A 21,787-nucleotide genomic window follows, 5' to 3' on the forward strand; every position below is an offset into this window, starting at 1 on the left:
CGAACGCCTAGGCACACCGGCACACAGGACCTGTGCAAGCTTATTGGGGTGCGTGCCTGTCAGGATGCGCCGCGACAAATGCGGGGTGATCGGCACAGGCCTTTTCGACACCCAGCAGACGCGGCATGTCCGACAGGTCGACCTTCCACCGGCGTGCATTGTAGATCTGCGGGATCAGGCAGATGTCGGCGAGGCCGGGCTGTGAACCGACACAATAGGGGGTTTGTTCAAACTCACTCAACATGGTCTCGAAGGCCTGCAACCCCGGCCGGATGAAGTGCCGCATCCACTCTCCGGGCATGTCGGTCGGATCTTTGCTGAGGGTGGTCGCATGGCGGGCAACTGAAAGGTTGCAAACAGGGTGAATGTCCACCGCAATCGCATAGGCCAGCGCCTGCACGCGCGCGCGCCCTGCTGCATCGTCGGGCAGAAGGTTCAATTCACGTGTCTGGTCCAGATAGTCGAGAATGGCCAGAGACTGCGTCAGCCGCTGCCCGTCAATATCCAGCACCGGAACCAACCCTTGCGGATTTCGCGCGATATGTGCATCGCCCTTGTGTTCGCCGCCCACCAGGTCGACGACAACCGCGCGATAGTCGATCCCGGCCAGATTCAGGGCGATCCGCACCCGATAGCTGGCCGAGGACCGCCAATAGTCATAAAGGACGGTTTTGCTCACATTCGAATCCGTCACTTGTCGGCCAGGGTGGCGGCGCGAATAGCGTCAGACAACACCGCCTTGTCGCCGATGTGATTGGCCAGCACCAGAACCAGTCGGGCGTTCAGCGCGTCACTGTCGGCTTTTTCAAGCCCTTCATGCGCGGCCAGCAGCTCGGCATAGAAGTCGTCAGCATCGTCGATATTCGGTGATAGGATCAGGTCAGACATCGCGCTCACTCCTTGCCACAGGCTCTGCGGATTGCATGGCGGAAACTGTTTTCTTCATAACTGTCCCGGCGCGCCGCCACGTGCTGATCAGGACGGATCAGATAAACCGCGCTGGTTGCGTCGCCCAGATAGCGACGTTTCAGCGCCAGGGTCTGGTCATCCTTGACCGACAGCGCCAACCGCGTGACCTCGACCCCGTCTTCTTCCAGCACTTCTGGGGCATCCGCATCAATCGTCAAAAGGGTGAATTTGCCTGCCAGTTTGGGCAACAGGAACGCATCACCCAGCGGCGCGTCCGGGCAGGCCGAGCCGGGGCGCGTTTCGGCTGGGCCATCCAGCGCGTCGGCAGAATTCAGGGTCGAGCCGTCATAGGTGCAAGGTTGACTCAGGCGTCCTGAATTCACCAAAGGACGCGCAAATTCGTACTTCTCGCTGAGGTCCAGAACCGCATCCCGCAGAACCCGCGACATTTCGGATTTCGGCGTGATGAAATCGGTGGAGCGGCTGGATTTCTGGATGTTCTCATCAGCCCCGTGCACGCGTTCCGCGTTGTAGCTGTCCAGCAGGCTTTCTGGGGCTTTCCCATCCAGTACCAGTTTCAGTTTCCAGCACAGGTTGTCAGTGTCTTGCAGGCCGGAATTGGCACCGCGCGCGCCAAAGGGGCTGACTTGGTGCGCGCTGTCGCCGGCGAATAGGACACGCCCTTTGCGGAAGCTCTCCATGCGGCGGCACTGGAACGTATAGATTGAGACCCACTCCAGCTGAAACTCGACGTCATCGCCCAGCATCGCCTTGAGGCGCGGGATCACATTCTCGGGGCGCTTTTCGCGTTCCTTGTCGATGTCCCAACCCAGTTGCAGGTCAATACGCCAGACATTGTCGGGCTGTTTGTGCAAAAGCGCGGATTGCCCGCGATTGAACGGCGGGTCAAACCAGAACCAGCGTTCCGAGGGGAAATCGGCATCCATGATCACGTCCGCGATCAGGAAATTGTCTTCGAAAACACGCCCTTCGAAATCGATGCCCAGCATGCGCCGGGTGGGCGACGCGGCACCATCGCAGGCGATCAGCCATTCGGCCTCGAGTGTATAGGGGCCTTCGGGGGTTTCGACCTCCAGCCGAACGTGATCTTCGTGCGTGCCGATTGCGTCAACCTTGTTGCGCCCGCGAATTTCAATCGGTGCGCCTTCTGCCTGCAATTCGCGCACGCGTTCCACAAAGAAGTTTTCAAAATGGTATTGCTGCAAGTTGATGAAGGCCGGGTTGGCATAGCCTTCGTCCGGCTGAAGGTTGAAATCATAGACCTGACGGTCGTCGAAAAAGACCTTGCCCCGGTCCCAAAGCACGCCTTTGTCGACCAATCGCTGGCCGCAACCCAGCCGGTCTGCGATTTCCAACGTACGCTGAGAAAAACAGATGGCGCGGCTGCCGAAGCTGACTTTGTCATTCTCGTCCAGAACCACAACTTCGACCCCTTGCTGGGCCAGATCGATGGCGGCGGCCAGACCAACCGGCCCCGCACCGATCACGATGACCTTGTGCCTGACGGGCGTCGGGCTGTCCTGATCCGGGCTGCGTTCATATCCGTAAAGCGGCGTTTCAAAGATCTTGTTCATGGGCTCCCCCCCGAAACAGATGCACCGATGTGCTGCATGTCCTGTCCCCCGGCGACGGGCGCCGGAGGTCTTAGTTTATGGTTCCATCGAATCCCGCCGCAAAAAACGATCTGGATCAAACTCGACCGTTTTTCGTCAGCCTTGCAGCGCTTCCCACATCTCGAGGTCGCGCTGGGCGGTCCAGATGCGGGGCGTGTCAATGCCGCGCGCCTCGTCATAGGCGCGGGCCACGTTGAACGGCAGGCAGTGTTCGTAGATTGCGTAGTCGGCGAACTTCGGATCGCATTCAGCGCGGACTGCGTCCCAGGCCTCTTTCAGGGACCCTCCGCGCGCCGCGACCTTCGCCGCCGGCCGGTATGTGCTTTCGACAAAATCGCGGGTGTTCTCGATGGCCGCATTCACCATGTCCTTGCCAACCAGCGCGTCACCGCGCCCCGGTGCGATGGCGTCGACGTCGAACCACTTGATCTCGTCCAACGTGTCGCCCCAATCGCTGAAATGACCGTCGCCGCAATAGCAGGCCGAGTGATATTCGACGATATCGCCGGTGAACATCACGTTCTGATCCGGCACATGGATGACGATATCGCCTGCCGTATGCGCGCGGCCCAGATGCATCAGGTCGATCCGGCGGTTGCCCAGATACACCGTCATCGTATCGCTGAAGGTGGTGGTGGGCCATGTCAGGCCGGGGATGCTTTCATGCCCTTCAAAGAGGCGCGGGAAGCGCTGGAATTCGCTGTCCCAGTCTTCCTGACCCCGCTCGACGACCATGGCGCGGGCCATGTCCGACATCAGGATCTGCTGCGCGCCGAACGCGCTTGCGCCCAGAACACGCACTGCGTGGTAGTGGGTCAGGGCCACATGCGTGATCGGTTTGTCGGTGACGGAACGCACGCATTCGATAACCTTATTTGCCAGACGCGGAGTCGCCTGCGCCTCGACGATCATCACGCTGTCGTCACCGATGATCACACCCGAATTCGGATCGCCTTCAGCAGTAAAGGCATAGAGCCCTTCTCCGACTTCAGTAAAGCTGATCTTTTTTTCCGACATGTCCCCCTGGGACGCGAATGCCTTGGCCATGGTGGGTTCCTTATCGTGAATATGGGTTTTCAAGAGCGGGCAAAACGGTGCCGACACATTCACCGAAGCCGATCGTGTAGCCGTCGCCCTGGGCTGCGCCGGTAAGGGTCAACGTGTCGCCATCCTCGATGAAGCTGCGGGTTTCACCGCTGTCCAATGTCAGAGGTTCCTTGCCGCCCCAGCTAAGCTCCAGCAACGAGCCACGTTCAGGTTTGGTTGGCCCGGAAATGGTTCCCGATCCCAGCAGGTCGCCCGTGTTCATGGGGCATCCTGATGTGGTGTGATGCGCCAATTGCTGCGCAGCGGAATAGTACATCTGGTTGTAATTGGTCCGGGCAATCGTCGTGGCGGGTTGTCCGGCAGGTGCCATGGTGATCGCCAGATCGATGTCATAGAGCATCGGCCCGCAATCCTTGAGGTGATCCAGCAACTCGAACTCGCGGGGTGGCGTGTCACAGCGGAATGGCTCGAGCGCCGCCTTGGTCACGATCCACGGGCTGATCGAGGTTGCCGTGGCCTTTGCCTGAAACGGGCCCAGCGGCTGATATTCCCATGCCTGAATGTCGCGCGCAGACCAGTCATTCAGAAGCACGTAACCGAAGATATTGTCATCCGCTTCCTGCACGGTGATCGGACCATCCGAGGGCGTTCCGACAATCGCGCCCATCTCAAGCTCGATGTCAAAACGGCGACTGGGCAGGAAGGCGGGCAAGTCCTGATCGGGGGCTTTCAACTGACCCCAGGGGCGGCGAATATCCGTGCCTGAAACCACGACCGAAGATGCGCGGCCGTTGTAACCAATGGGAATGTGCAGCCAGTTCGGCGGCAGGGCGTTTTCCGGCCCCCGGAACATGGTGCCCACGTTGAAGGCATGGTGTCGGCCTGCGTAGAAATCGGTGTATTCGCTGACCGCAAAGGGCAGATGCATTTCCGCATCTTCCTGTTTGACAAGCAGCGGTTCGACCTTGGCTTGTTCATCTGAACCTTCCGCCAGCAGGCTGATCAACCGCGCGCGCAGCGCGGTCCAGACGGCAGGGCCTTCCTCCATCAGAGGGTTCCAGAACGGCATGTCGAACAGCGGCTCATCGCTCAGGGTGATCAACCCCTCGGCTTCGGCGGCCGTGACGTCGAGGATCATGTCGCCGATGGCCACACCGCAGCGGGGATCATCACCTTCGGTCGAGAAGACACCATACGGCAGGTTATTCAGTGGGAACGGATGTGTCGCGTCATTGGCCGACGCCACCCAGGATGTCATTAGAGGCATACGATGTCCCTGTTTTGTTGGTTAAGCAGAAGGGCGAAGGGATTTCAGCCCCAACAAGATAGCAGCGAGGATCATGAAGCTGCCGCCAATGCGGTCAAGCCACAGCTTTGCCGGGCCTTGCAAACGGCGAGCCAGCCAGCTTGCGCTGCCGCCATATGCGGTCAGGAACATCCCGTCCATGACCAGATAGGTAGACGACAGAATGGCGAATTGCGGCCAGAAGGGCAGGGCTGCGTCAATGAACAGCGGAAACAGTGCTGCAAAAAAGACCACGGCCTTGGGATTTGCGGCAGAAGTAATGAACCCCTGCATCCAAAGAGATTTACGGTTGGCCTTTGGCGCGGTTTGCGCGTCAGACATACGGGCCTTTAGGATCTGTTTAACCCCCAGATAAACCAGATAGGTGACACCAAGCCACTTGATGACCGTCAGTGCGGTTGCAGATGTGGCGATCAGGGCGGCTAGGCCCAGCCCCGCCGCCAGCATTTGCAGAAAGTTCGCCGTCAGATCTCCGGCAGCGGTGAACAGCCCGCGACGAAGCCCGTTAGTCGCTGAGTTTGACAACATCAGCAACTGGCTGGGTCCCGGTGTGCTCATCAGCAGCAGGACCGTTGCCACATAGGTGATCCAGATATCCAAGCTCATTTCTTGCCCGGCGTTCCGTCGAACTTCTTCTCAAGCGATGTCCAGCAATCGATATAGTCATCCTGCAACGGCGCCTCGGTGGCGGCAAACGGGGTCAGGTGCTGCGGGAAGCGGGTTTCGAACATGAACGACATTGTCTGGTCCAGCTTGTCCGGCCCCAGGTTGGAGTATGACGCCTTGTCGAAGGCTTCCCTGTCGGGGCCATGCGGGATCATCATGTTGTGCAGGCTTGTGCCGCCGGGAACAAAGCCCTGAGGTTTCGCGTCGTACTGGCCGTAAATGTTGCCCATCAGCTCGGACATGATGTTCTTGTGGTACCACGGCGGGCGGAACGTGTCTTCCATCACCATCCAGCGTTCGCGGAACAGGACAAAGTCGATATTGGCCGTGCCGGGCTGGCCGGACGGAGCCGTCAGAACGGTAAAGATCGACGGGTCGGGGTGGTCAAACAGGATCGCGCCGACGGGGCAATAGTTGCGCAGGTCGTATTTATAGGGCGCATAGTTGCCGTGCCATGCCACGACATCCAGTGGGCTGTGGCCGATCTTGGTTGTGTGGAATTGCCCGCACCATTTGATTGTCACGGTAGAAGGGGTTTCACGATCCTCATAAGCGGCCACCGGTGCCTTGAAGTCGCGCGGGTTGGCCATGCAGTTGGCACCGATTGGTCCGCGACCCGGCAGCTCAAACTTCTGACCGTAATTCTCGCAGACAAAGCCGCGCGCAGGGCCTTCCAGAACCTCGACCCGGTACAGCAAACCGCGTGGAATGATCGCGATTTCCTTGGGTTCCAAGTCGATGATTCCCAGTTCTGTCGCAAATCGCAGGCGTCCTTCCTGTGGCACAACCAGCAATTCGGAATCAGCCGAAAAGAAATAGTCATCCACCATGGATTCCGTGACCAGATAGATGTGGCTTGCCATGCCGACCTGCGTGTTCACGTCACCTGCGGTCGTCATGGTCCGCATACCCGTCATCCAGTTCAGACCTTCATCGGAATGCGGGATAGGATCCCAGCGGTACTGGCCAAGGCTGATTACATCCGGATCAATGCAGGGGGCCGATTTCCAGTAGGGCAGATCGATTTTTTCATAACGGTGTGAATGCTTTACGGATGGGCGAATTCGATAGCACCAGGTGCGCTCGGGTGGGTTGGCGGTAAAGGCCGTGCCACTCAGCTGCTCTCCGTAAAGACCATAGTTGCACCGTTGCGGGCTGTTCATGCCTTGCGGCAGGGCCTCGGGCAGGGCCTCGGTTTCAAAGTCGTTCCCAAAGCCTGGCATATAGCCTGCATGAGTTCCGACAGGCGTCGCAGCCTGTGTCAGCGTATGCGGATCAGTCGGACGATTCATTGCGTATTCCTCCGTTTGCTGCTTGTCGGTTAATAGTTGATTTTGTAACTAACAAGCATGACACGCGATGAATCCGAAAAAAATGATGACTTTGATCTGCAAAATTTTCTGCCCTTCCTGCTGAATCAGGCCGCCGAACAGGCTTCGCTTGAGTTTCAGGCCGTTTACAAGGGCCGTTATGGGATGCTCAGAACCGAATGGCGGGTATTGTTCCATCTGGGTTTGTTTGGCGAGATGACCGCCAAGGAAATCGGCGCGCGCGCCAGAATGCACAAAACCAAGATCAGCCGTGCTGTCGCCAAGCTGGAACAGCGTCGATACCTGAAACGCACACGGGACGAAGCGGATCGGCGGGCGGAATGGCTGACGCTGACACCGGCAGGGCTGGCTGCGTATCGTGACCTGCGCGGCGTTGCTGCCAGTTACGATGCCAAATTGTCCGGCTTGTTCAAACCGCAAGAGGCCGCGTTGTTGCGTCAAATGCTGCAGAGGTTGTCTGGTTTGGACTGACCTATGGCAATTGATGCGGCGCGCCCCCAAATGGGGACCATGCCTGATACGGACAACGATATGACCCTGCCAGATTCCGCTTCGGATTCCACATATTCCCTGATCGATTGGCTGGTCAGCAAGGGGCTGGAGGGCGCCGGGCAGGAAGAGCTGTTGGAAGGGTTTTGCACCCGATTGGTGGATATGGGTGTTCCGTTGATGCGCTTTCATGCGGCGCAGTCGACCTTGCATCCGGTTTACGGAGGAACCGGTTACAGCTGGTACAACGGCGCGGGCGGTGAATCCGAGAAGTTTGAATACACGGAAACGCCCAGCGAAGTTTGGCAGCAAAGCCCACTCTATGCGCTGCTGAACGATGATCTGGATGAAATCCGGGTCAAACTGGTCGACCATAATGAACCCAGCCGCTTTCCCTTGTTGAATGATCTGCGTGAAATCGGAGCGACCGATTATTATGCCACCGGCCTGTCATATGAAGGGGCCAGTCAACTACGCCCCGACGGCACGAAAAAGGTCAGCGATGGTGTTCTGATGTCCTGGACCAGCGACGCACCGAACGGATTCGAAGACAGCGATCTGAACAAAATACAAACTGTACTGCCGCATCTGGGGCTGGCGCTCAAATCCGCCAAGAACCAGGATCTGGCCAAGGATCTGATGCGGGTTTATCTGGGGCGGGATGCCGGTCGCCGGGTTCTGTCGGGTGAAATTCGGCGTGGGTCTTTGCAGCAAATCGATGCTGTGATCTGGAATTTCGACCTCGAAGGCTTCACCACGCTGTCCGAAGACCTGCCGGGGCATGAGATCATCGACATGCTGAACGACTATCTCGCTGTCGCCGTGGGTGTGGTGCATGACAAGGGCGGCAACATCCTGAAATTCATGGGTGACGGCCTGATGGCAATGTTCGATGTCGGAGAGATCGACGAAGACGCCCGTGCCGCGCTTGATGCTGTGCCCTTGTTGCAGTCCCGCATGGATGAACTGAACGCAAGGCGCCGCGCGCAAGGTCTGCCGGTGGCCAACTATACGCTGGCCCTACATTCGGGCGAGATTCTCTATGGCAATATCGGGTCCGAGACCCGGTTGGACTTCACTGTGATCGGCCCGGCTGTCAACCAAGCCGCCCGCATTGCGGGAATGCACCGGTCTTTGGGTCAAAGGATCCTTATCTCGGACGATGTCGCCCGCGCTGCACAGCCCTGCGCGCAGGAGCTTGTCTCGGTCGGCCGCTACATGCTGCGCGGCGTGAATGAGCCGAAAGAGTTGTTTACGGTATACAGTCCCGGCGGGCCATCAGAATCCGATTGAATTTGCGGCTATTCCTTCCAGCGGTTCCGAAACTGAAAGGCTTGATGGAACGCCTTTAACCCGCCGGGTTTGAGCGGCGGTTTGGACCGGATGTTCGACTATAGTGTGAATATGAACATTAAGCTGGTTAGAGCCCAAAGCTGTCGATGACTCATCTTACAGCAGTCCTGCCCAATGAGCGATAAACGCTGAGGTAGACTCTGGTCCTTGTTTGCAATGGCCGTGCAGGATTTTGTTTCCGCCGGATGAACCTTTGCCAGGTAAAGGCAAAGATTGAATTAAGAAATCCGCTGCGGCATTGTCCGGCCCATGGAATTTCTGGACTTTGGACATAACCCTTGGTTGGTGGTTACATCGTTCGTTGTGGCGCTAGTTGCTGGGGCCACGGGATTGTCTTTGACGAGGGATTTGTCCGAAAAGTCGCTTTCACAACGCAGGTTGGCCATCGCGTTGGGTGCCGTTGCTTTGGGTGGTGGGATCTGGTCAATGCACTTCGTGGCTATGCTTGGCCTAAGGCTGCCCATCCTGTTTTACTATGATGCCGCAATCACGCTCGCATCTGCGCTTATTGCGATCCTTATGGTCGCTTTGGCGCTTGTTCTTTTGCATTTCACTGAGCGTTCCAGGGGGATCATCATTGCTGCCGGAGCAATCGTAGGCGCCGGCATCTTGGCGATGCACTATGTGGGAATGGCTGGCATGCAGCTTTGCAAACCCGTTTATACCCTTCAAGGGGTGCTCGGGTCGTCGGTATTGGCTATTGTCCTGTGCATTCTGGCGATCGGCATTGCCTATAATGAGCGTTCCAACAGGACCATCGCGATCGGCACGCTGTGTTTTGGCGTAGCTGTCTTTTCAGTGCATTTCCTGGCCATGGCCGGAACCAATTTTGTAGCCTTGAAAGATATCCGAGAGTTTGGGCCCGTCATCAGCAACGAAGTCATGGCCGTTGGGGTGATCCTGTCGAGCTTTGTTATCTTCGGCGCATTTTTGTGGGTCGGCACAACTTATCTTGTGCCTACGCAAGCCACAGAGATCCCGATGACAGGCGTGGCCCAAGAAGAGCCTTCACCAGATCAGACCCCACCCATTCGCATCCCCTGTGAAAGAGACGGAGGCAAGGTCTTTATTGCCGCGCCTGACGTTGCATTCGTCAGGGCGGATGGTCACTACACGCAGGTCTACACCCGAACGGAAAAGTACTTTTGCGTCTGGCCGATCACTGAAGCGGTCAAACGGTTGGAGCCAACTGGTTTCTTGCGCGTGCACCGCAGCTATATTGTGAACCCCAAAAAAGTCGCGCGGTTTCAACGGACCAAAGACAAGGGACAATGCACCTTTGGTGAGGCCGATCTTCCCCCGGTGCCGGTCAGCCGATCAAACCTGAAAGCAGCACTGACCGCCTTTGGGTAACGCGTGGTAATTCCGGCAGCGCAACTCGTGCGTCCTGAAGCGCATTTCGTGCAAAATTAGCGAAAACAAAGTGTTTTCTCGGGTCTACAACCCGGCATCGCGCGAGCTTCTCTAACAGCCAGAACAGTTGCTGCAGGGAGGAGAGGCAATGATTCCAGCTGCCTTTGAATATTATAGACCTAGGGATTTGGCGGGCGCCCTGTCCGTACTTGTGGAGCACGGAGATGACGCACGGGTCCTCGCAGGGGGGCACAGTCTGATACCCATGATGAAACTCCGCATGGCCGAAGTGCCACATCTGATCGACTTGCAGGATGTGGAGGGATTGAGCGGCATCTCCATTGAGGGGGATAGCATCCGCATCGGCGCGATGACGACGCAACATGACATCATCGACAACGCACCATTAGCGACAGCTGCTCCGATCATGCGAGAGGCTTCATTCCAGATCGCTGACCCGCAAGTGCGCTACATGGGCACGGTTGGCGGCAACGTCGCCAACGGCGACCCGGGCAATGACATGCCGGGTTTGATGCAGTGCCTGGACGCGACCTTTACCTTGGTCGGGCCGGATGGTGAACGCAAAGTCGCGGCCCGCGATTTCTACGAAGCGGCTTATATGACTGACCGTGAGGATGAAGAGATCCTGACAGCGGTGGAGTTCGATGCACCAAAGGGCGGTTACGCCTATGAAAAGCAAAAGCGCAAAATCGGCGACTACGCTACCGCGGCTGCTGCGGTCCTTTTAACTAAAGAAAATGGGACTTGCACCTCGGCTTCCATCGCGATGACCAATCTGAGCGATACACCGGTTCATTCTGAAAAAGCTGGCGCTGCGCTTGTCGGCACGTCCGTGGATCATGCGGCAATCAAAGCGTCGGTGGACGCGATGTTGGGCGACATTGACCCCACACAGGACAACCGCGGTCCCATTGAATTCAAACGTCACGCAGCGGCGATTATCTTGCGCCGCGCGATCGAAAACGCCTGGGCCAGAGCCTGAGGAGAGAGATCATGTCAAACAAGAAACACTTCACTCTTACAGTGAATGGCGAGGAGCAAGAGTTCCTGGCTGAACCGCGCGAACTGCTGATCCACACCCTGCGCGAACGACTGCGCAAGACCGGTCCGCACATTGGTTGCGAGACCTCGCATTGCGGCGCTTGCACCGTGACCATGAACGGCAAATCGGTGAAGTCCTGTACCGTGTTCGTAGCACAGGCTGACGGTGCCGAAATCACCACTATCGAAGGGCTTGGCAACCCGGACAGCCTGCACGTGCTGCAGGAAGCTTTCAAAGAACACCATGGTCTGCAATGCGGCTTCTGCACACCGGGTATGATCACCCGCGCATCCAAGCTTTTGGAAGAAAACCCGAACCCAACTGAAGAAGAGGTGCGCTTTGGCATGGCGGGCAACCTCTGCCGCTGTACCGGATATCAGAACATCGTCAAATCTATCCTCGCCGCCGCGGCCGAGATGAACTCTGCGAAGGAGGCGGCACAATGAACAAGGAACTGACCCGCGAAGAACGCGCCGACGCACTGGGAGGAATGGGTTGCAAACGCAAGCGCGTTGAAGATGCCAGGTTTACCCAAGGCAAAGGCAATTATGTCGACGACATCAAACTACCCGGCATGCTGCATGGTGATTTCGTACGTTCGCCCTATGCCCACGCCAAGATCGTGTCGATCAATGCCGAGGCCGCATTGGCGCTGGACGGTGTGATTGCCGTACTGACGGCCGAAGACCTCGCCCCTCTTGGTCTGCATTGGATGCCGACGCTGGCGGGCGACAAGCAGATGGTTTTGGCTGACGGCAAGGTGCTCTTCCAAGGTCAGGAAGTGGCATTTGTGGTGGCAAAGGACCGTTATGTTGCAGCCGATGCAGTCGAGCTGGTCGAAGTGGAGTATGAAGAACTCCCCGTTTTGACCGATCCCCACGCAGCATTGGAATCCGACGTGGTTCTTCGCGAAGACCTGATGGGCGAAGGTGGAGCGATTCCAGATGGAGCTCACGGCCCCCGCAAACACCCTAACCACATCTTTACCTGGGAAGTCGGCGAGAAGGATGCGACCGAGCAGGTAATGGGGGAGGCTGACGTGGTCGCTGAAGAGATGGTGTATTACCATCGCACGCACCCATGTCCGCTCGAAACTTGTGGCTGCGTGGCTTCGATGGACAAGGTCAACGGCAAGCTCACGCTGCACGGCACGTTCCAGGCGCCTCACGCTATCCGCACAGTGGTCAGCCTTATCTCGGGCATTGAAGAGCACAATATCCGCGTGATCTCGCCCGACATCGGTGGCGGCTTTGGCAACAAGGTTGGGGCTTACCCCGGCTATGTGTGCTCGGTCGTGGCCTCGATTGTCACCGGTGTTCCGGTGAAATGGGTCGAGGACCGTATGGAAAACCTGATGACCACCGCTTTTGCCCGTGACTACTGGATGAAAGGTAAGATCAGCGCCACCAAAGAGGGTAAAATCACCGGTCTCTGGTGCCACACGACCGCAGACCACGGCGGCTTTGACGCCTGTGCCGACCCGACCAAGTTCCCGGCTGGGTTTATGAACATCTGTACCGGGTCTTACGACATTCCGACTGCGTATTTGGCAGTGGACGGCGTTTACACCAACAAAGCGCCGGGCGGGGTCAGTTATCGCTGCTCCTTCCGTGTAACCGAAGCCGCTTACTTCATCGAACGTATGATCGAGGTTCTGGCGATAGAGTTGAACATGGACGCGGCCGAGCTGCGCCGGATCAACTTCATCAAGAAAGAGCAGTTTCCCTATCAGTCCGCGCTTGGGTGGGAGTATGATTCCGGCGACTATCACACTGCGTGGGACAAGGCACTAAAGGCCGTCGATTACGAAGGGCTGCGTGCAGAACAAGCTCAACGGATCGAGGATTTCAAGGCGGGCAAAACCCGAAAGCTGATGGGCATCGGCCTGACGCATTTCACCGAAATCGTCGGTGCTGGACCCGTCAAAAATTGTGATATCCTTGGTCTTGGCATGTTCGACAGCTGTGAAATCCGCATTCACCCGACCGGCTCAGCGATCGCACGCCTTGGCACCATCTCGCAAGGCCAGGGCCATGCCACGACCTTTGCACAGATACTCGCAACCGAGATCGGCCTGCCGGCGGATAGTATTACCATCGAAGAGGGTGATACGGATACCGCGCCCTACGGTCTTGGAACATACGGCTCGCGCTCGACGCCGGTAGCCGGTGCCGCGACCGCGATGGCAGGGCGCAAGATCCGCGCCAAAGCACAGATGATCGCGGCCTACCTGCTGGAGGTGCATGACGATGATGTCGAATTCGACGTGGATCGTTTCGTGGTCAAGGGCGCGCCTGAAAAGTTCAAGACGATGAAGGAAATCGCCTTTGCCGCCTACAATCAGGCCATTCCGGGCATCGAGCCGGGTCTGGAGGCGGTCAGCTACTATGACCCGCCGAACATGACCTATCCTTTTGGCGCCTACGTCTGCGTGATGGACATCGATGTGGACACCGGTGTGACCGACATTCGCCGCTTCTATGCGCTGGATGATTGCGGCACGCGCATAAACCCGATGATCATCGAGGGCCAGGTGCACGGTGGTTTGACCGAAGCGCTGGCTGTCGCTCTGGGGCAAGAGATCGCCTATGACGAGATGGGCAACGTCAAGACCGGCACATTGATGGATTTCTTCCTGCCGACCGCGTGGGAAGTACCGAATTACGAGACCGATCACACCGTTACCCCCAGCCCGCACCACCCAATTGGCGCCAAAGGAGTCGGCGAAAGCCCCCATGTGGGCGGCGTGCCCTGTTTCTCTAACGCGGTGAATGATGCCTTCCGTGCCTTTGGCCTGCGTCACACCCATATGCCGCACGATCACTGGCGGATCTGGAAGACAGCAAACGAACTGGGCCTTCACGGCTAAGCTTCCGGCGCGCGCGGCAGGGATGGCGGCGCGCGCCTCATAAACCACTTGAGGCTCTGATGACTTGGACCGATCTCCAATCTGCACTTGTAGAACAGAACTACGTCGCCTCAGACGATCTGGCGGTTTCGCTGCATTTGGCTTTGTCATTGCGCCGCCCTCTACTGCTGGAAGGCGCAGCGGGCGTAGGAAAAACCGAGGTTGCCCGAGTACTGGCTGCGGCCCAGAACACGCAGTTGATCCGCCTGCAATGCTATGAAGGTCTGGACGCCTCTCAGGCAATCTACGAGTGGAATTACCAACGACAACTACTGGCGATCCGTGCGTCCTCTGAAGCAGGCGAGGCCGGCAAGGCGGTCGAGGATCGGATATTCTCGCGTGAGTATTTGTTGGAGCGCCCCTTACTGTCGGCGATCACGCAAGACGTTTCTCCGGTTTTATTGATCGATGAAATCGACCGCGCAGACGAAGAGTTCGAAGCTTTCTTGCTCGAGATCCTCGCTGATTACCAAATCACCGTTCCGGAGCTTGGCACCATCAAAGCCACCACCGTGCCAACAGTTATACTGACCTCGAATGGCACCCGCGACTTGTCGGACGCGCTGAGGCGTCGCTGCCTTTTCAGTTATGTCGATTATCCCGACCGGACAACGGAACTCGCGATCCTAAAAGCCCGGTGTGCTGGGATTGAAGCGCAGCTGGCCGATCAGGTGATCGAGTTCGTCCAGACGCTGCGCAAGGAAGAACTTGAGAAGGTGCCCGGAATCGCGGAGACACTGGATTTTGCCGCCGCGCTCATGGGGTTAGGGATTGCTGATCTGACGGAAAACCCGGCAGCCCTCCAAGCCACACTCACGACACTTCTAAAAACTCAGAGCGATCGCGCACATATCACTAGCGAAGTGGCACAACGCATCGCGGGGAAGGCCGCATGACCCGCGTGACCCGCTTTGCTGGCCGAGATCCCGGCGCCACGGCGCGCATGGCAGGGTTCCTGGCCCATTTGCGGGAGAATGGCCTGCGCCTTGGCGTGCAGGAAACCGAAGCAGCTCTGACGGCCTTGACCTATGTTGAGTCAGCCAACCCTGAAGAGGCGCGTTGCGCACTCAAGGCCGTCTGCACGGGATGCAAGGACGATGCGCAGAGGTTTGATTTGTTGTTTGACAGTTTCTGGATGGATGCCGGTCGCGTGCGAACAAAGGTCATGCCGAAAATGTCGACCCATCCCAAGGGCGACGACAGCGTACGTTCGTCACGAGATGCCAAAGGAGAAGACGTTGGAGGCGCTGGCGATGCGACAGCGCCAGACGGAGGTGACGGTGATGCCGAAAGTGATGGCGACGGTAAGCTGATCGCCACCGAAATGCGCAACCTGTCCCGGCGCGATCTACGTGATCTGGTACGGGCAGAAGAGATTGCCGAGGCCGAAGAAGTTGCTCGCCGCCTCGGACAAGCGCTGCGCGACCGCCGCTCCCGCCGCCGCATCGCTGCCCGCAAGGGCGATCGACTGCATTTCCGCAAAACAATCCGGCGCAGCCTGGCGACAGGGGGCGAACCCATCCGACTCATCAAGCGCAAACGCCCTGATCGTAGCCGAAAAATCGTAGCGCTATGCGATGTTTCCGGCTCTATGACCGTCTATGCGCAAGTATTCCTGGCCTTTTTGGCCGGCCTGATGCGCGGTGATCCAACCGCCGACGCATACCTGTTTCACACACGCCTCGTGCGGATAACCGAGGCTTTACGCGATAAGGACACGATGCGCGCCATCGGACGGATGTCCTTGATGGCGGATGGGTTCGGCGGAGGTTCCAAAATCGGGGAAAGCCTGGATCGATTTGCATCTACCTACGCGCGCCGGCTTGTCGATGGGCGTTCAGTCGTGATGATCCTCTCGGACGGCTATGACACCTCTTCCCCTGACCACATTGACGCGGCGCTGACCAAGCTGCGCAAACGCGGCTGCCGCATTCTTTGGCTGAACCCGCTCAAAGGCTGGCGCGACTATGCGCCCGTCGCAGCGGGCATGACGGCAGCCTTGCCTCATTTGGACCTCTTTTCCGCCGCCAACACGCTGGCGGACCTCGCCGCGCTGGAGAAGGAGTTGGTATCGCTATGACCCCCGCTGAGTTGTTTTCATCTGACCTGGCAGAAACAGCCCAATCCCTGCGCGCCAAGGAACAACCTTTTGCCTTTGCAACAATCGTGCGCACTGCCGGAACCACCGCGGCGAAACCCGGCGCAAAGGCAATCATTGGTGCGGATGGCACCATATTGCACGGGTTTCTTGGTGGCGGCTGCACCCGTGGTGCTGTGAGGCGAGCCACCTTGGAAGCCCTCGAAACCGGCGCACCCAAGCTTGTGTCGGTCGCGCCGGAAGACTTTTTGAACGATATCGGCGTCAGTGCCGGAGCAATGGTGGAGGGCGTATTCTATGCGCGCAACGGTTGTCCCTCTCGTGGCACCATCGACATTTTTATTGAGCCCTGTCTTCCGATGCCAGAGTTGACAATACTCGGAAACTCGCCGGTCGCAGAGGCTTTGGCACAAATCGCACCACATTTTCACTGGTCAATCTCACGTGCCGTGGATGAGGAGAATGCACTTGGAAAGATGAGTGCGATCGTCGTGGCGACGCAAGGGCAGGGTGATCTTGACGCCTTGCGCGACGCGCTTGCTTGTGAAGCAAACTATGTCGCCTTTGTGGGCAGTAAGAAGAAATTCGCGGCCCTGTCTGAAAAGCTCTCCGAAGCTGGTGTGCCCGAGGTCACACTCGCGATGGTTTCAGCCCCAGCTGGTTTGGACATTGGTGCTGTCACACCTGAAGAAATTGCGCTTTCCATCCTGGCGGAACTGATCACCGTGCGCAGGAATTCCGTAGAAAGGAACCCAAATGCGTAAACTTTTCAAAATCTTAACTCGTGGTTTCAAGCCATCTACAGAGCAGGCTGAGGTGCTTGCCACGATTAAATACCCCTGTTGCTGAACAAAGAAAGGAACCGCCATGGAACTGGCCGACGAAATTATCATCGATGCCCCTAGGGATGTGGTTTACGCAGCTTTGAACGACCCCGAGATACTTAAACGTTGTATTCCCGGGTGCGAAGAACTGATCAAGAAATCCGACACCGAACTTGAAGCCAAAGTTGTACTCAAAGTTGGCCCCGTGAAAGCGAAATTCAGCGGAGATGTGGTGCTCAAAACCGATGGCGCGCCAGAGACGTTTTCGCTGGATGGCCAGGGCAATGGTGGCCCGGCTGGACATGCAAAAGGCGGAGCCGACGTCACACTGACTGAAAATGGGTCTCAGACCATTCTGCGCTACGAAGCCAAGGCCGTGATCGGCGGCAAGCTGGCGCAACTTGGGAGCCGTCTTATCCAGAGCACAGCAAAGAAACTCGCCGCCAAATTCTTCAAGTCCTTTGCAGACGTCATGTCGGAAGAACCCGTTTCTTGATCCACACATCCTGAACACCGGGTTGATGTCCTTGGCCATGCAGATGGCCTGCTAAACGCTGGTAAGCAGTTTGTTCTGATCACATCGATCAGTATCAAGGGCTGAGCGGCGCGCGAAGTAGGTTCGCTCGCCGTTGTCTCTTCAAGCGGGAGGATGGTCGGCTATATCTCCAATGGCTGCATTGACCGGGACATCCGACTACAGGTGGTCTCGGTGCTTGAAACGGGCGGCACGGCCAAAAAAGGATCCGATACGTTGAAGGCTCTTCTTTCTTTGCTCTCAAGCTTCTATGCGGGAAGTCTTTGCAGCTGTTTCTGAATGCAAGTCCAGAACCAAAGAACATTCATACTGCCTAAAAAAGTCCGCATAGCGGCCGCCGGGACAGCTGATCAAAAGTCAATCTCCACACCCGGCAGATTCAGCTCTTTCATCATGTCACGCAGTTCCTGCCGGGCTGCGATGTTCGAGATGTTCAGCTGTTTGACCCCGATATCCTTGAGGTCCAACAGTGTCAGGCCACGCGGGAACAGCTCGCGGAAGATAACCCGCTCGGAAAAGCCCGAGGCGACGCGGAAGCCGATGCGCTGGGACAGCATTTCGATCGCGCGCTGCATCTTTTCCTTGTTGACCATCCGCTGCGTACCGACCCGGTTGCGGACAACGACCCAGTCGATCGGTTTCAGCCCCGCCTGTGCCCGCAGTTGACGGGCGTTCCAGACCATTTCGGAATAGACGGACGGGCCAAGGATTTTTTCGCCCTTCGAGTCGATCCGCGCCAAAAGGTCAAAGTCAATGAAACTGTCGTTCAACGGGGTGATCAGCGTGTCGGCCAGCGAATGCGCCACCTGACTCAGACGGGTGTGAGAACCCGGGCAGTCGATCAGAATAAAGTCGCTGTCGCTTTCCAGCTGGGATACGGCAGCAGACAGGCGATGGTCATAGATGTTCTCGCCCGGTTTCAACGTTGCGGCATCGATCTCGGGCAGGTCGTGATGGCGCGGGCTGGGCAGGGTCAGGTCCGAGCTTTTGAGGAAATTGTTGCGGTTCTCGAAGTATCGTCCCAGACTGCGCTGACGCAGGTCCAGATCCAACGTGCTGACCTTGTGTCCCAATCGGGCCAGCGCGGTCGCCACATGCATCGACACGGTCGATTTGCCTGCGCCACCCTTTTCGTTCCCGACCACAATGATATGTGCCATGCTTGTATTCCCAAGTCCCGCCGTGCTTCACTACACGTTGTTGTCAGCCACTATATGTTGTGTCGGCGGCGAAGGAAAGAACCTCAAGCGGCGCTTTCGGGCAATATCAGACTCTATTCGGGAAAACCTAACGCTGCGCACGAGTTACACAGAGCGCTTGCCATTGCAATGGCACTGATTCACTGTCGACAAACGGTTTCAGCAAGGAGATTTTTGCTTGGAGCACCTGTTCCTGAACGTTTTGAACGTGGTTCTGCCCGTCCTGATCTGCGCTGGAATTGGCTATGTTCTTGCCGTGATTCAGGCGCCTTTCGACAACAAGGTCATTGGTGGGATCGTTTCAAAAGTAGGCTATCCGACATTGATCATTTCTCATCTGTCGAACACCAAACTGGCCGTGGGCACGTTTCTTGACATGATGACGGCCGCTGCCCTTGCGGTGGCCGGTTTCGGGGTGTTGGGGTATGTCGTGCTAAAGGTTCTTCGCTTGCCGGTGAGGGCATTTCTGACGCCGTTGATGCACGGCAATGTCGGCAACATCGGCCTGCCAATCACTTTGCTGGCGCTGGGCGACGCAGGTATGGCCTATACAATGGCGTTCGTGGTGGTTGTGCTGATCAGCATCTTTACCGTCGGCATGTGGATCCCGGCCGGAGAATTCTCGCCCAGGAAACTGGCGACGTCCCCGATTATCTACGCCGTGGGCCTCGCCCTGATCCTGATGGCAACGGGGCAAAGCCTGCCGCAACCGGTCGCAAAGTCCTTTGACATCTTGGGTGGATTGTCGATCCCGCTCATGCTGCTGACCCTGGGGCATACGCTCGCGACGCTGCGTGTGAAAAGCCTGGGTCGCGCGGTTCTGCTGACGGCCCTGCATCTGGCGATGGCGGTTGCAATTGCCAGTGTTCTGATCTGGTTGTTTGGGTTCACGGGAACCGAGCGGGGTGCGCTGATCCTGTGTTGCCTGATGCCTTCTTCCGTGGCGACCTATCTGTTTATCGACCAGCATGTTCCGGAATACGGGCCGGATGTGGCGGGGTTCATTCTTGTTTCGACGCTCAGCACTGTACTGGTGCTGCCCGTTGCGCTGTCTTACTGGATTTGACGCAACCCTATGCGCAGGACCAGAAATCGTTAAACTGATGATGTTTGTATTCAAAATTCTTGGTCAGTGGGTGTTTTATGGGCGACGAGAGCTCGGTCAGTGTATCTCCGCAGTCCCGCGCCCGTGTGGTGCTGGCCATGACGGCCATCTGCATGATGGTCGTGGGGTTCAACACAACTGCTGTGACCACCATATTGCCCAATCTCAGGGCCGAGTTCGATTTGACCCCGTCAGGTTTGCAATGGGTGATGGCCACGTATTCCGTGACCAGCGCCACGCTTGTCTGCATCGTCAGCCGGCTGGGTGACATTACCGGCAAGATGGGCGTGTTCTTTTTTGGCATGATCGTCTTTGCAATCGGGTCTGCCTTTGCCCTGTTGGCGCAGGACGGGGCGATGCTGCTTATCGGGCGCGGCGCGCAAGGCGCGGGCGCGGCTGCTTTGTTCGGCACGTCCCTGTCACTGTTGACGGCGGCCACGCCCGAAGAGCAGCGCGCCAGCGTTACCGGCGTCTGGGGGGCGATTGTCGGTCTGGCGATCGGTGTCGGGCCCATCGTCGGTGGCGCTTTCGGCCATTATGTCAGCTGGCGCGCCGTCTTTGCAGCCGACCTGATTCTGCTGGCGGTGGCCTTCGCCATCGGGCTGCATGTCAGCAAACGGAAATACGTTCCCGATACCCGTCTTGCCGGGGCAAAGTTCGATTATGCGGGGGCCGTTGCCATTCTGTTTTTCCTCGGGCCATTGTCCTTTGCGCTCAGCAACGGAGAAAGCGGCGGGTGGACTTCGCCTTTGACACTGGTGCCGCTGGTCGTGGCGGCCGTGTCGACAATTGCCCTTGTCATCGTATCCCGCCGCAGCGACGATCCTTTGATCGAGCTTCGGTACTTTCGCCATCCGCGTTATCTGATGGCCGCGGCGGGAATGTTCTTTACTGGCTTCACGCTGTTCTGCTTCTTCGTCTATTTCAATACATTCGTCCAATCGCCCGATGCCTTTGGGTATTCGTCCATCGATGCGGGTCTGGCGATCATGCCGCTCAGCCTCAGCATGTTTGCGATCTCGGTCACCGCACCCCGCTTTCTTGCCCCCTACAGCTTTCAATGGCCGATCGCCATTGGCCTGGGGGCGATGGCCTGCGGGTTCCTGCTGCTGATGACAACAACGAACACAACGCAGTTTTCCGAAATCTGGTGGAAGCTGCTGATCGTCGGTGTCGGGTTGGGCATCTGCTTTTCGCTGTTGCCACGCCTAGGCCTGCGCCTACTGCCCGAGCAGCATGTGGGGCAGGGTTCGGGGGTCATCAACGCCTGTCTCTATTTCGGCGCAACCCTTGGTGCCGTGGTGGGCGGTCTGGCCGAAGCGATCACCAGACGCCGAGGTCTGTCCGAGGTGATCGACGCGCTGCCTGCCGGGTCAACCCAGCGCGCGGATCTGGCCCATGCGCTGGCACATGGAACGCCGAACCAGATACAGCAATTGATCTCGGGGATGGATCCGTCTGCGGGAGATGCATTGGCGAAGGCCCTGCGGGATGTGCAGGACAACGCCTTTGACAATGCCATGTTGGTTGCCGCGATTGCGGCGCTGGCCGGAATGACGCTGGCGCTGATGTTGCTGCGCGGGCCGGTTCCCCCTGTACACAGTGCGGCGGAATTGACCCGCAATCCGCGACAACCAAGCCCCTAACCGCCGAGGTAAACCCCTTTCTGAGGGCGAAAAAAGACCTTCTGATCGTGTAGCTTGCCCAGAAGTTCGTGAATGCGCCGCAACGTGTCTTCCCGGTCTGACCTGCTGTCCTCTGGTTCATCCGAAACAGCATGTGACAACGAAGCGATCGAGTCGCGCAACGCCGTTTCAATCAGATCCATATCATCGACTGAAAGCTCGATCATGTCGTTGTACTGTGGCATGTCCGGGTCTCCGTGGAAGCTGAGGGTTGTTCACACGGAGTGTAACATCACTAGGTCTTTGCAAAAACGCATCATGTCCGGTTTCGCGTCCATAAGA

21 protein-coding genes and 1 pseudogene are annotated in these 21,787 nt (G+C 57.7%); 13 read left to right on the forward strand and 9 right to left on the reverse strand.

All coding sequences use genetic code 11. The annotated features are described in order from the left end of the window. Positions 1–40 precede the first annotated feature (40 nt). From maiA to hmgA, 7 genes are all read right to left on the reverse strand, one after another. Positions 41–679 carry a maleylacetoacetate isomerase gene (gene maiA / locus ACR0A2_RS17870; protein WP_480836507.1) on the reverse strand — a complete coding sequence of 213 codons (639 nt, stop codon included), beginning with the start codon at positions 677–679 and terminating at the stop codon, positions 41–43. 11 nt (positions 680–690) lie between these two features. Further along, positions 691–888 carry a DUF2783 domain-containing protein gene (locus ACR0A2_RS17875; protein ID WP_171120365.1) on the reverse strand — a complete coding sequence of 66 codons (198 nt, stop codon included), beginning with the start codon at positions 886–888 and terminating at the stop codon, positions 691–693. Between the two features lie 5 nt (positions 889–893). Further along, positions 894–2,504, reverse strand: coding sequence for an FAD-dependent oxidoreductase (locus ACR0A2_RS17880; protein WP_480836509.1), 1,611 nt, complete (start codon positions 2,502–2,504; stop codon positions 894–896). Between the two features lie 135 nt (positions 2,505–2,639). Further along, positions 2,640–3,590, reverse strand: coding sequence for an MBL fold metallo-hydrolase (locus tag ACR0A2_RS17885; RefSeq protein WP_039541551.1), 951 nt, complete (start codon positions 3,588–3,590; stop codon positions 2,640–2,642). A gap of 10 nt (positions 3,591–3,600) precedes the next feature. Beyond that, a complete protein-coding gene (gene fahA / locus ACR0A2_RS17890; protein WP_480836511.1) occupies positions 3,601–4,857 on the reverse strand; it encodes a fumarylacetoacetase in 1,257 nt (418 codons plus the stop codon). A gap of 21 nt (positions 4,858–4,878) precedes the next feature. Continuing rightward, positions 4,879–5,502, reverse strand: coding sequence for a LysE family translocator (locus ACR0A2_RS17895; protein ID WP_480836513.1), 624 nt, complete (start codon positions 5,500–5,502; stop codon positions 4,879–4,881). Continuing rightward, positions 5,499–6,854 (reverse strand): homogentisate 1,2-dioxygenase, encoded by a 1,356-nt coding sequence (gene hmgA, locus ACR0A2_RS17900; protein ID WP_152457011.1) that lies wholly within the window; start codon positions 6,852–6,854, stop codon positions 5,499–5,501. The genes ACR0A2_RS17895 and hmgA overlap by 4 nt, the downstream gene beginning before the upstream one ends. A 57-nt stretch (positions 6,855–6,911) precedes the next feature. Here hmgA and ACR0A2_RS17905 point away from each other — a divergent pair, with 57 nt between their 5' ends. The 11 genes and pseudogenes from ACR0A2_RS17905 to ACR0A2_RS17955 all read left to right on the forward strand — a co-directional run. Further along, positions 6,912–7,364, forward strand: coding sequence for a MarR family winged helix-turn-helix transcriptional regulator (locus ACR0A2_RS17905; RefSeq protein WP_480836515.1), 453 nt, complete (start codon positions 6,912–6,914; stop codon positions 7,362–7,364). A gap of 39 nt (positions 7,365–7,403) precedes the next feature. After that, positions 7,404–8,675 (forward strand): adenylate/guanylate cyclase domain-containing protein, encoded by a 1,272-nt coding sequence (locus ACR0A2_RS17910; RefSeq protein ID WP_480836517.1) that lies wholly within the window; start codon positions 7,404–7,406, stop codon positions 8,673–8,675. Between the two features lie 309 nt (positions 8,676–8,984). Then, positions 8,985–10,088: an MHYT domain-containing protein gene (locus ACR0A2_RS17915; RefSeq protein ID WP_480836519.1), complete on the forward strand. Its 1,104-nt coding sequence runs from the start codon at positions 8,985–8,987 to the stop codon at positions 10,086–10,088. A 148-nt stretch (positions 10,089–10,236) separates the two neighbouring features. Continuing rightward, complete coding sequence (locus ACR0A2_RS17920; protein WP_480836521.1) at positions 10,237–11,091, forward strand: FAD binding domain-containing protein; 855 nt, start codon at positions 10,237–10,239, stop codon at positions 11,089–11,091. Positions 11,092–11,102: 11 nt separating this feature from the next. Beyond that, on the forward strand, positions 11,103–11,597 hold the full coding sequence (locus tag ACR0A2_RS17925; RefSeq protein ID WP_171229174.1) for a (2Fe-2S)-binding protein: 495 nt from the start codon (positions 11,103–11,105) through the stop codon (positions 11,595–11,597). Continuing rightward, positions 11,594–14,020: an aerobic carbon-monoxide dehydrogenase large subunit gene (locus ACR0A2_RS17930; RefSeq protein WP_480447432.1), complete on the forward strand. Its 2,427-nt coding sequence runs from the start codon at positions 11,594–11,596 to the stop codon at positions 14,018–14,020. Before ACR0A2_RS17925 ends, ACR0A2_RS17930 begins: the two co-directional genes overlap by 4 nt. Before the next feature lie 59 nt (positions 14,021–14,079). Next, positions 14,080–14,955: an AAA family ATPase gene (locus ACR0A2_RS17935; protein WP_480836524.1), complete on the forward strand. Its 876-nt coding sequence runs from the start codon at positions 14,080–14,082 to the stop codon at positions 14,953–14,955. Then, entirely contained in the window at positions 14,952–16,139 is a 1,188-nt protein-coding gene (locus ACR0A2_RS17940) for a vWA domain-containing protein (RefSeq protein ID WP_480836526.1), read from the forward strand. The genes ACR0A2_RS17935 and ACR0A2_RS17940 overlap by 4 nt, the downstream gene beginning before the upstream one ends. After that, positions 16,136–16,921, forward strand: coding sequence for an XdhC family protein (locus tag ACR0A2_RS17945; protein ID WP_171120343.1), 786 nt, complete (start codon positions 16,136–16,138; stop codon positions 16,919–16,921). Before ACR0A2_RS17940 ends, ACR0A2_RS17945 begins: the two co-directional genes overlap by 4 nt. 103 nt (positions 16,922–17,024) lie before the next feature. Then, positions 17,025–17,477: an SRPBCC family protein gene (locus tag ACR0A2_RS17950; RefSeq protein ID WP_480836529.1), complete on the forward strand. Its 453-nt coding sequence runs from the start codon at positions 17,025–17,027 to the stop codon at positions 17,475–17,477. Positions 17,478–17,594: 117 nt separating this feature from the next. Continuing rightward, positions 17,595–17,795 (forward strand): annotated as a pseudogene (locus tag ACR0A2_RS17955) (XdhC family protein); the annotation flags it as partial. 71 nt (positions 17,796–17,866) lie between these two features. Here the strand turns inward: ACR0A2_RS17955 and ACR0A2_RS17960 are convergent. Continuing rightward, positions 17,867–18,676, reverse strand: coding sequence for a division plane positioning ATPase MipZ (locus tag ACR0A2_RS17960; protein ID WP_152457022.1), 810 nt, complete (start codon positions 18,674–18,676; stop codon positions 17,867–17,869). A 217-nt stretch (positions 18,677–18,893) separates the two neighbouring features. On the opposite strand from ACR0A2_RS17960, the gene ACR0A2_RS17965 reads away from it, so the two are divergent. After that, complete coding sequence (locus ACR0A2_RS17965) at positions 18,894–19,781, forward strand: AEC family transporter (protein WP_171229168.1); 888 nt, start codon at positions 18,894–18,896, stop codon at positions 19,779–19,781. A 77-nt stretch (positions 19,782–19,858) separates the two neighbouring features. Next, positions 19,859–21,466, forward strand: a complete 1,608-nt coding sequence (locus ACR0A2_RS17970) for an MFS transporter (RefSeq protein WP_480836531.1) — start codon at positions 19,859–19,861, stop codon at positions 21,464–21,466. Here the strand turns inward: ACR0A2_RS17970 and ACR0A2_RS17975 are convergent. Further along, positions 21,463–21,690 carry a hypothetical protein gene (locus ACR0A2_RS17975; protein WP_480836533.1) on the reverse strand — a complete coding sequence of 76 codons (228 nt, stop codon included), beginning with the start codon at positions 21,688–21,690 and terminating at the stop codon, positions 21,463–21,465. The two genes, ACR0A2_RS17970 and ACR0A2_RS17975, sit on opposite strands and share 4 nt — an antisense overlap. Between the last annotated feature and the right edge of the window lie 97 nt (positions 21,691–21,787).

It is taken from the genome of Ruegeria sp. H8 (genome assembly GCF_056532905.1).

What these genes read in the sequence shown, in the direction of transcription:
- ACR0A2_RS17875 (WP_171120365.1), bottom strand. Translation starts at nt 888, where the DNA reads ATGTCTGACCTGATCCTATCACCGAATATCGACGATGCTGACGACTTC.
- ACR0A2_RS17880 (WP_480836509.1), bottom strand. Translation starts at nt 2,504, where the DNA reads ATGAACAAGATCTTTGAAACGCCGCTTTACGGATATGAACGCAGCCCG.
- ACR0A2_RS17885 (WP_039541551.1), bottom strand. Translation starts at nt 3,590, where the DNA reads ATGGCCAAGGCATTCGCGTCCCAGGGGGACATGTCGGAAAAAAAGATC.
- fahA (WP_480836511.1), bottom strand. Translation starts at nt 4,857, where the DNA reads ATGCCTCTAATGACATCCTGGGTGGCGTCGGCCAATGACGCGACACAT.
- ACR0A2_RS17895 (WP_480836513.1), bottom strand. Translation starts at nt 5,502, where the DNA reads ATGAGCTTGGATATCTGGATCACCTATGTGGCAACGGTCCTGCTGCTG.
- hmgA (WP_152457011.1), bottom strand. Translation starts at nt 6,854, where the DNA reads ATGAATCGTCCGACTGATCCGCATACGCTGACACAGGCTGCGACGCCT.
- ACR0A2_RS17905 (WP_480836515.1), top strand. Translation starts at nt 6,912, where the DNA reads ATGACACGCGATGAATCCGAAAAAAATGATGACTTTGATCTGCAAAAT.
- ACR0A2_RS17910 (WP_480836517.1), top strand. Translation starts at nt 7,404, where the DNA reads ATGCCTGATACGGACAACGATATGACCCTGCCAGATTCCGCTTCGGAT.
- ACR0A2_RS17915 (WP_480836519.1), top strand. Translation starts at nt 8,985, where the DNA reads ATGGAATTTCTGGACTTTGGACATAACCCTTGGTTGGTGGTTACATCG.
- ACR0A2_RS17920 (WP_480836521.1), top strand. Translation starts at nt 10,237, where the DNA reads ATGATTCCAGCTGCCTTTGAATATTATAGACCTAGGGATTTGGCGGGC.
- ACR0A2_RS17925 (WP_171229174.1), top strand. Translation starts at nt 11,103, where the DNA reads ATGTCAAACAAGAAACACTTCACTCTTACAGTGAATGGCGAGGAGCAA.
- ACR0A2_RS17930 (WP_480447432.1), top strand. Translation starts at nt 11,594, where the DNA reads ATGAACAAGGAACTGACCCGCGAAGAACGCGCCGACGCACTGGGAGGA.
- ACR0A2_RS17935 (WP_480836524.1), top strand. Translation starts at nt 14,080, where the DNA reads ATGACTTGGACCGATCTCCAATCTGCACTTGTAGAACAGAACTACGTC.
- ACR0A2_RS17940 (WP_480836526.1), top strand. Translation starts at nt 14,952, where the DNA reads ATGACCCGCGTGACCCGCTTTGCTGGCCGAGATCCCGGCGCCACGGCG.
- ACR0A2_RS17945 (WP_171120343.1), top strand. Translation starts at nt 16,136, where the DNA reads ATGACCCCCGCTGAGTTGTTTTCATCTGACCTGGCAGAAACAGCCCAA.
- ACR0A2_RS17950 (WP_480836529.1), top strand. Translation starts at nt 17,025, where the DNA reads ATGGAACTGGCCGACGAAATTATCATCGATGCCCCTAGGGATGTGGTT.
- ACR0A2_RS17960 (WP_152457022.1), bottom strand. Translation starts at nt 18,676, where the DNA reads ATGGCACATATCATTGTGGTCGGGAACGAAAAGGGTGGCGCAGGCAAA.
- ACR0A2_RS17970 (WP_480836531.1), top strand. Translation starts at nt 19,859, where the DNA reads ATGGGCGACGAGAGCTCGGTCAGTGTATCTCCGCAGTCCCGCGCCCGT.
- ACR0A2_RS17975 (WP_480836533.1), bottom strand. Translation starts at nt 21,690, where the DNA reads ATGCCACAGTACAACGACATGATCGAGCTTTCAGTCGATGATATGGAT.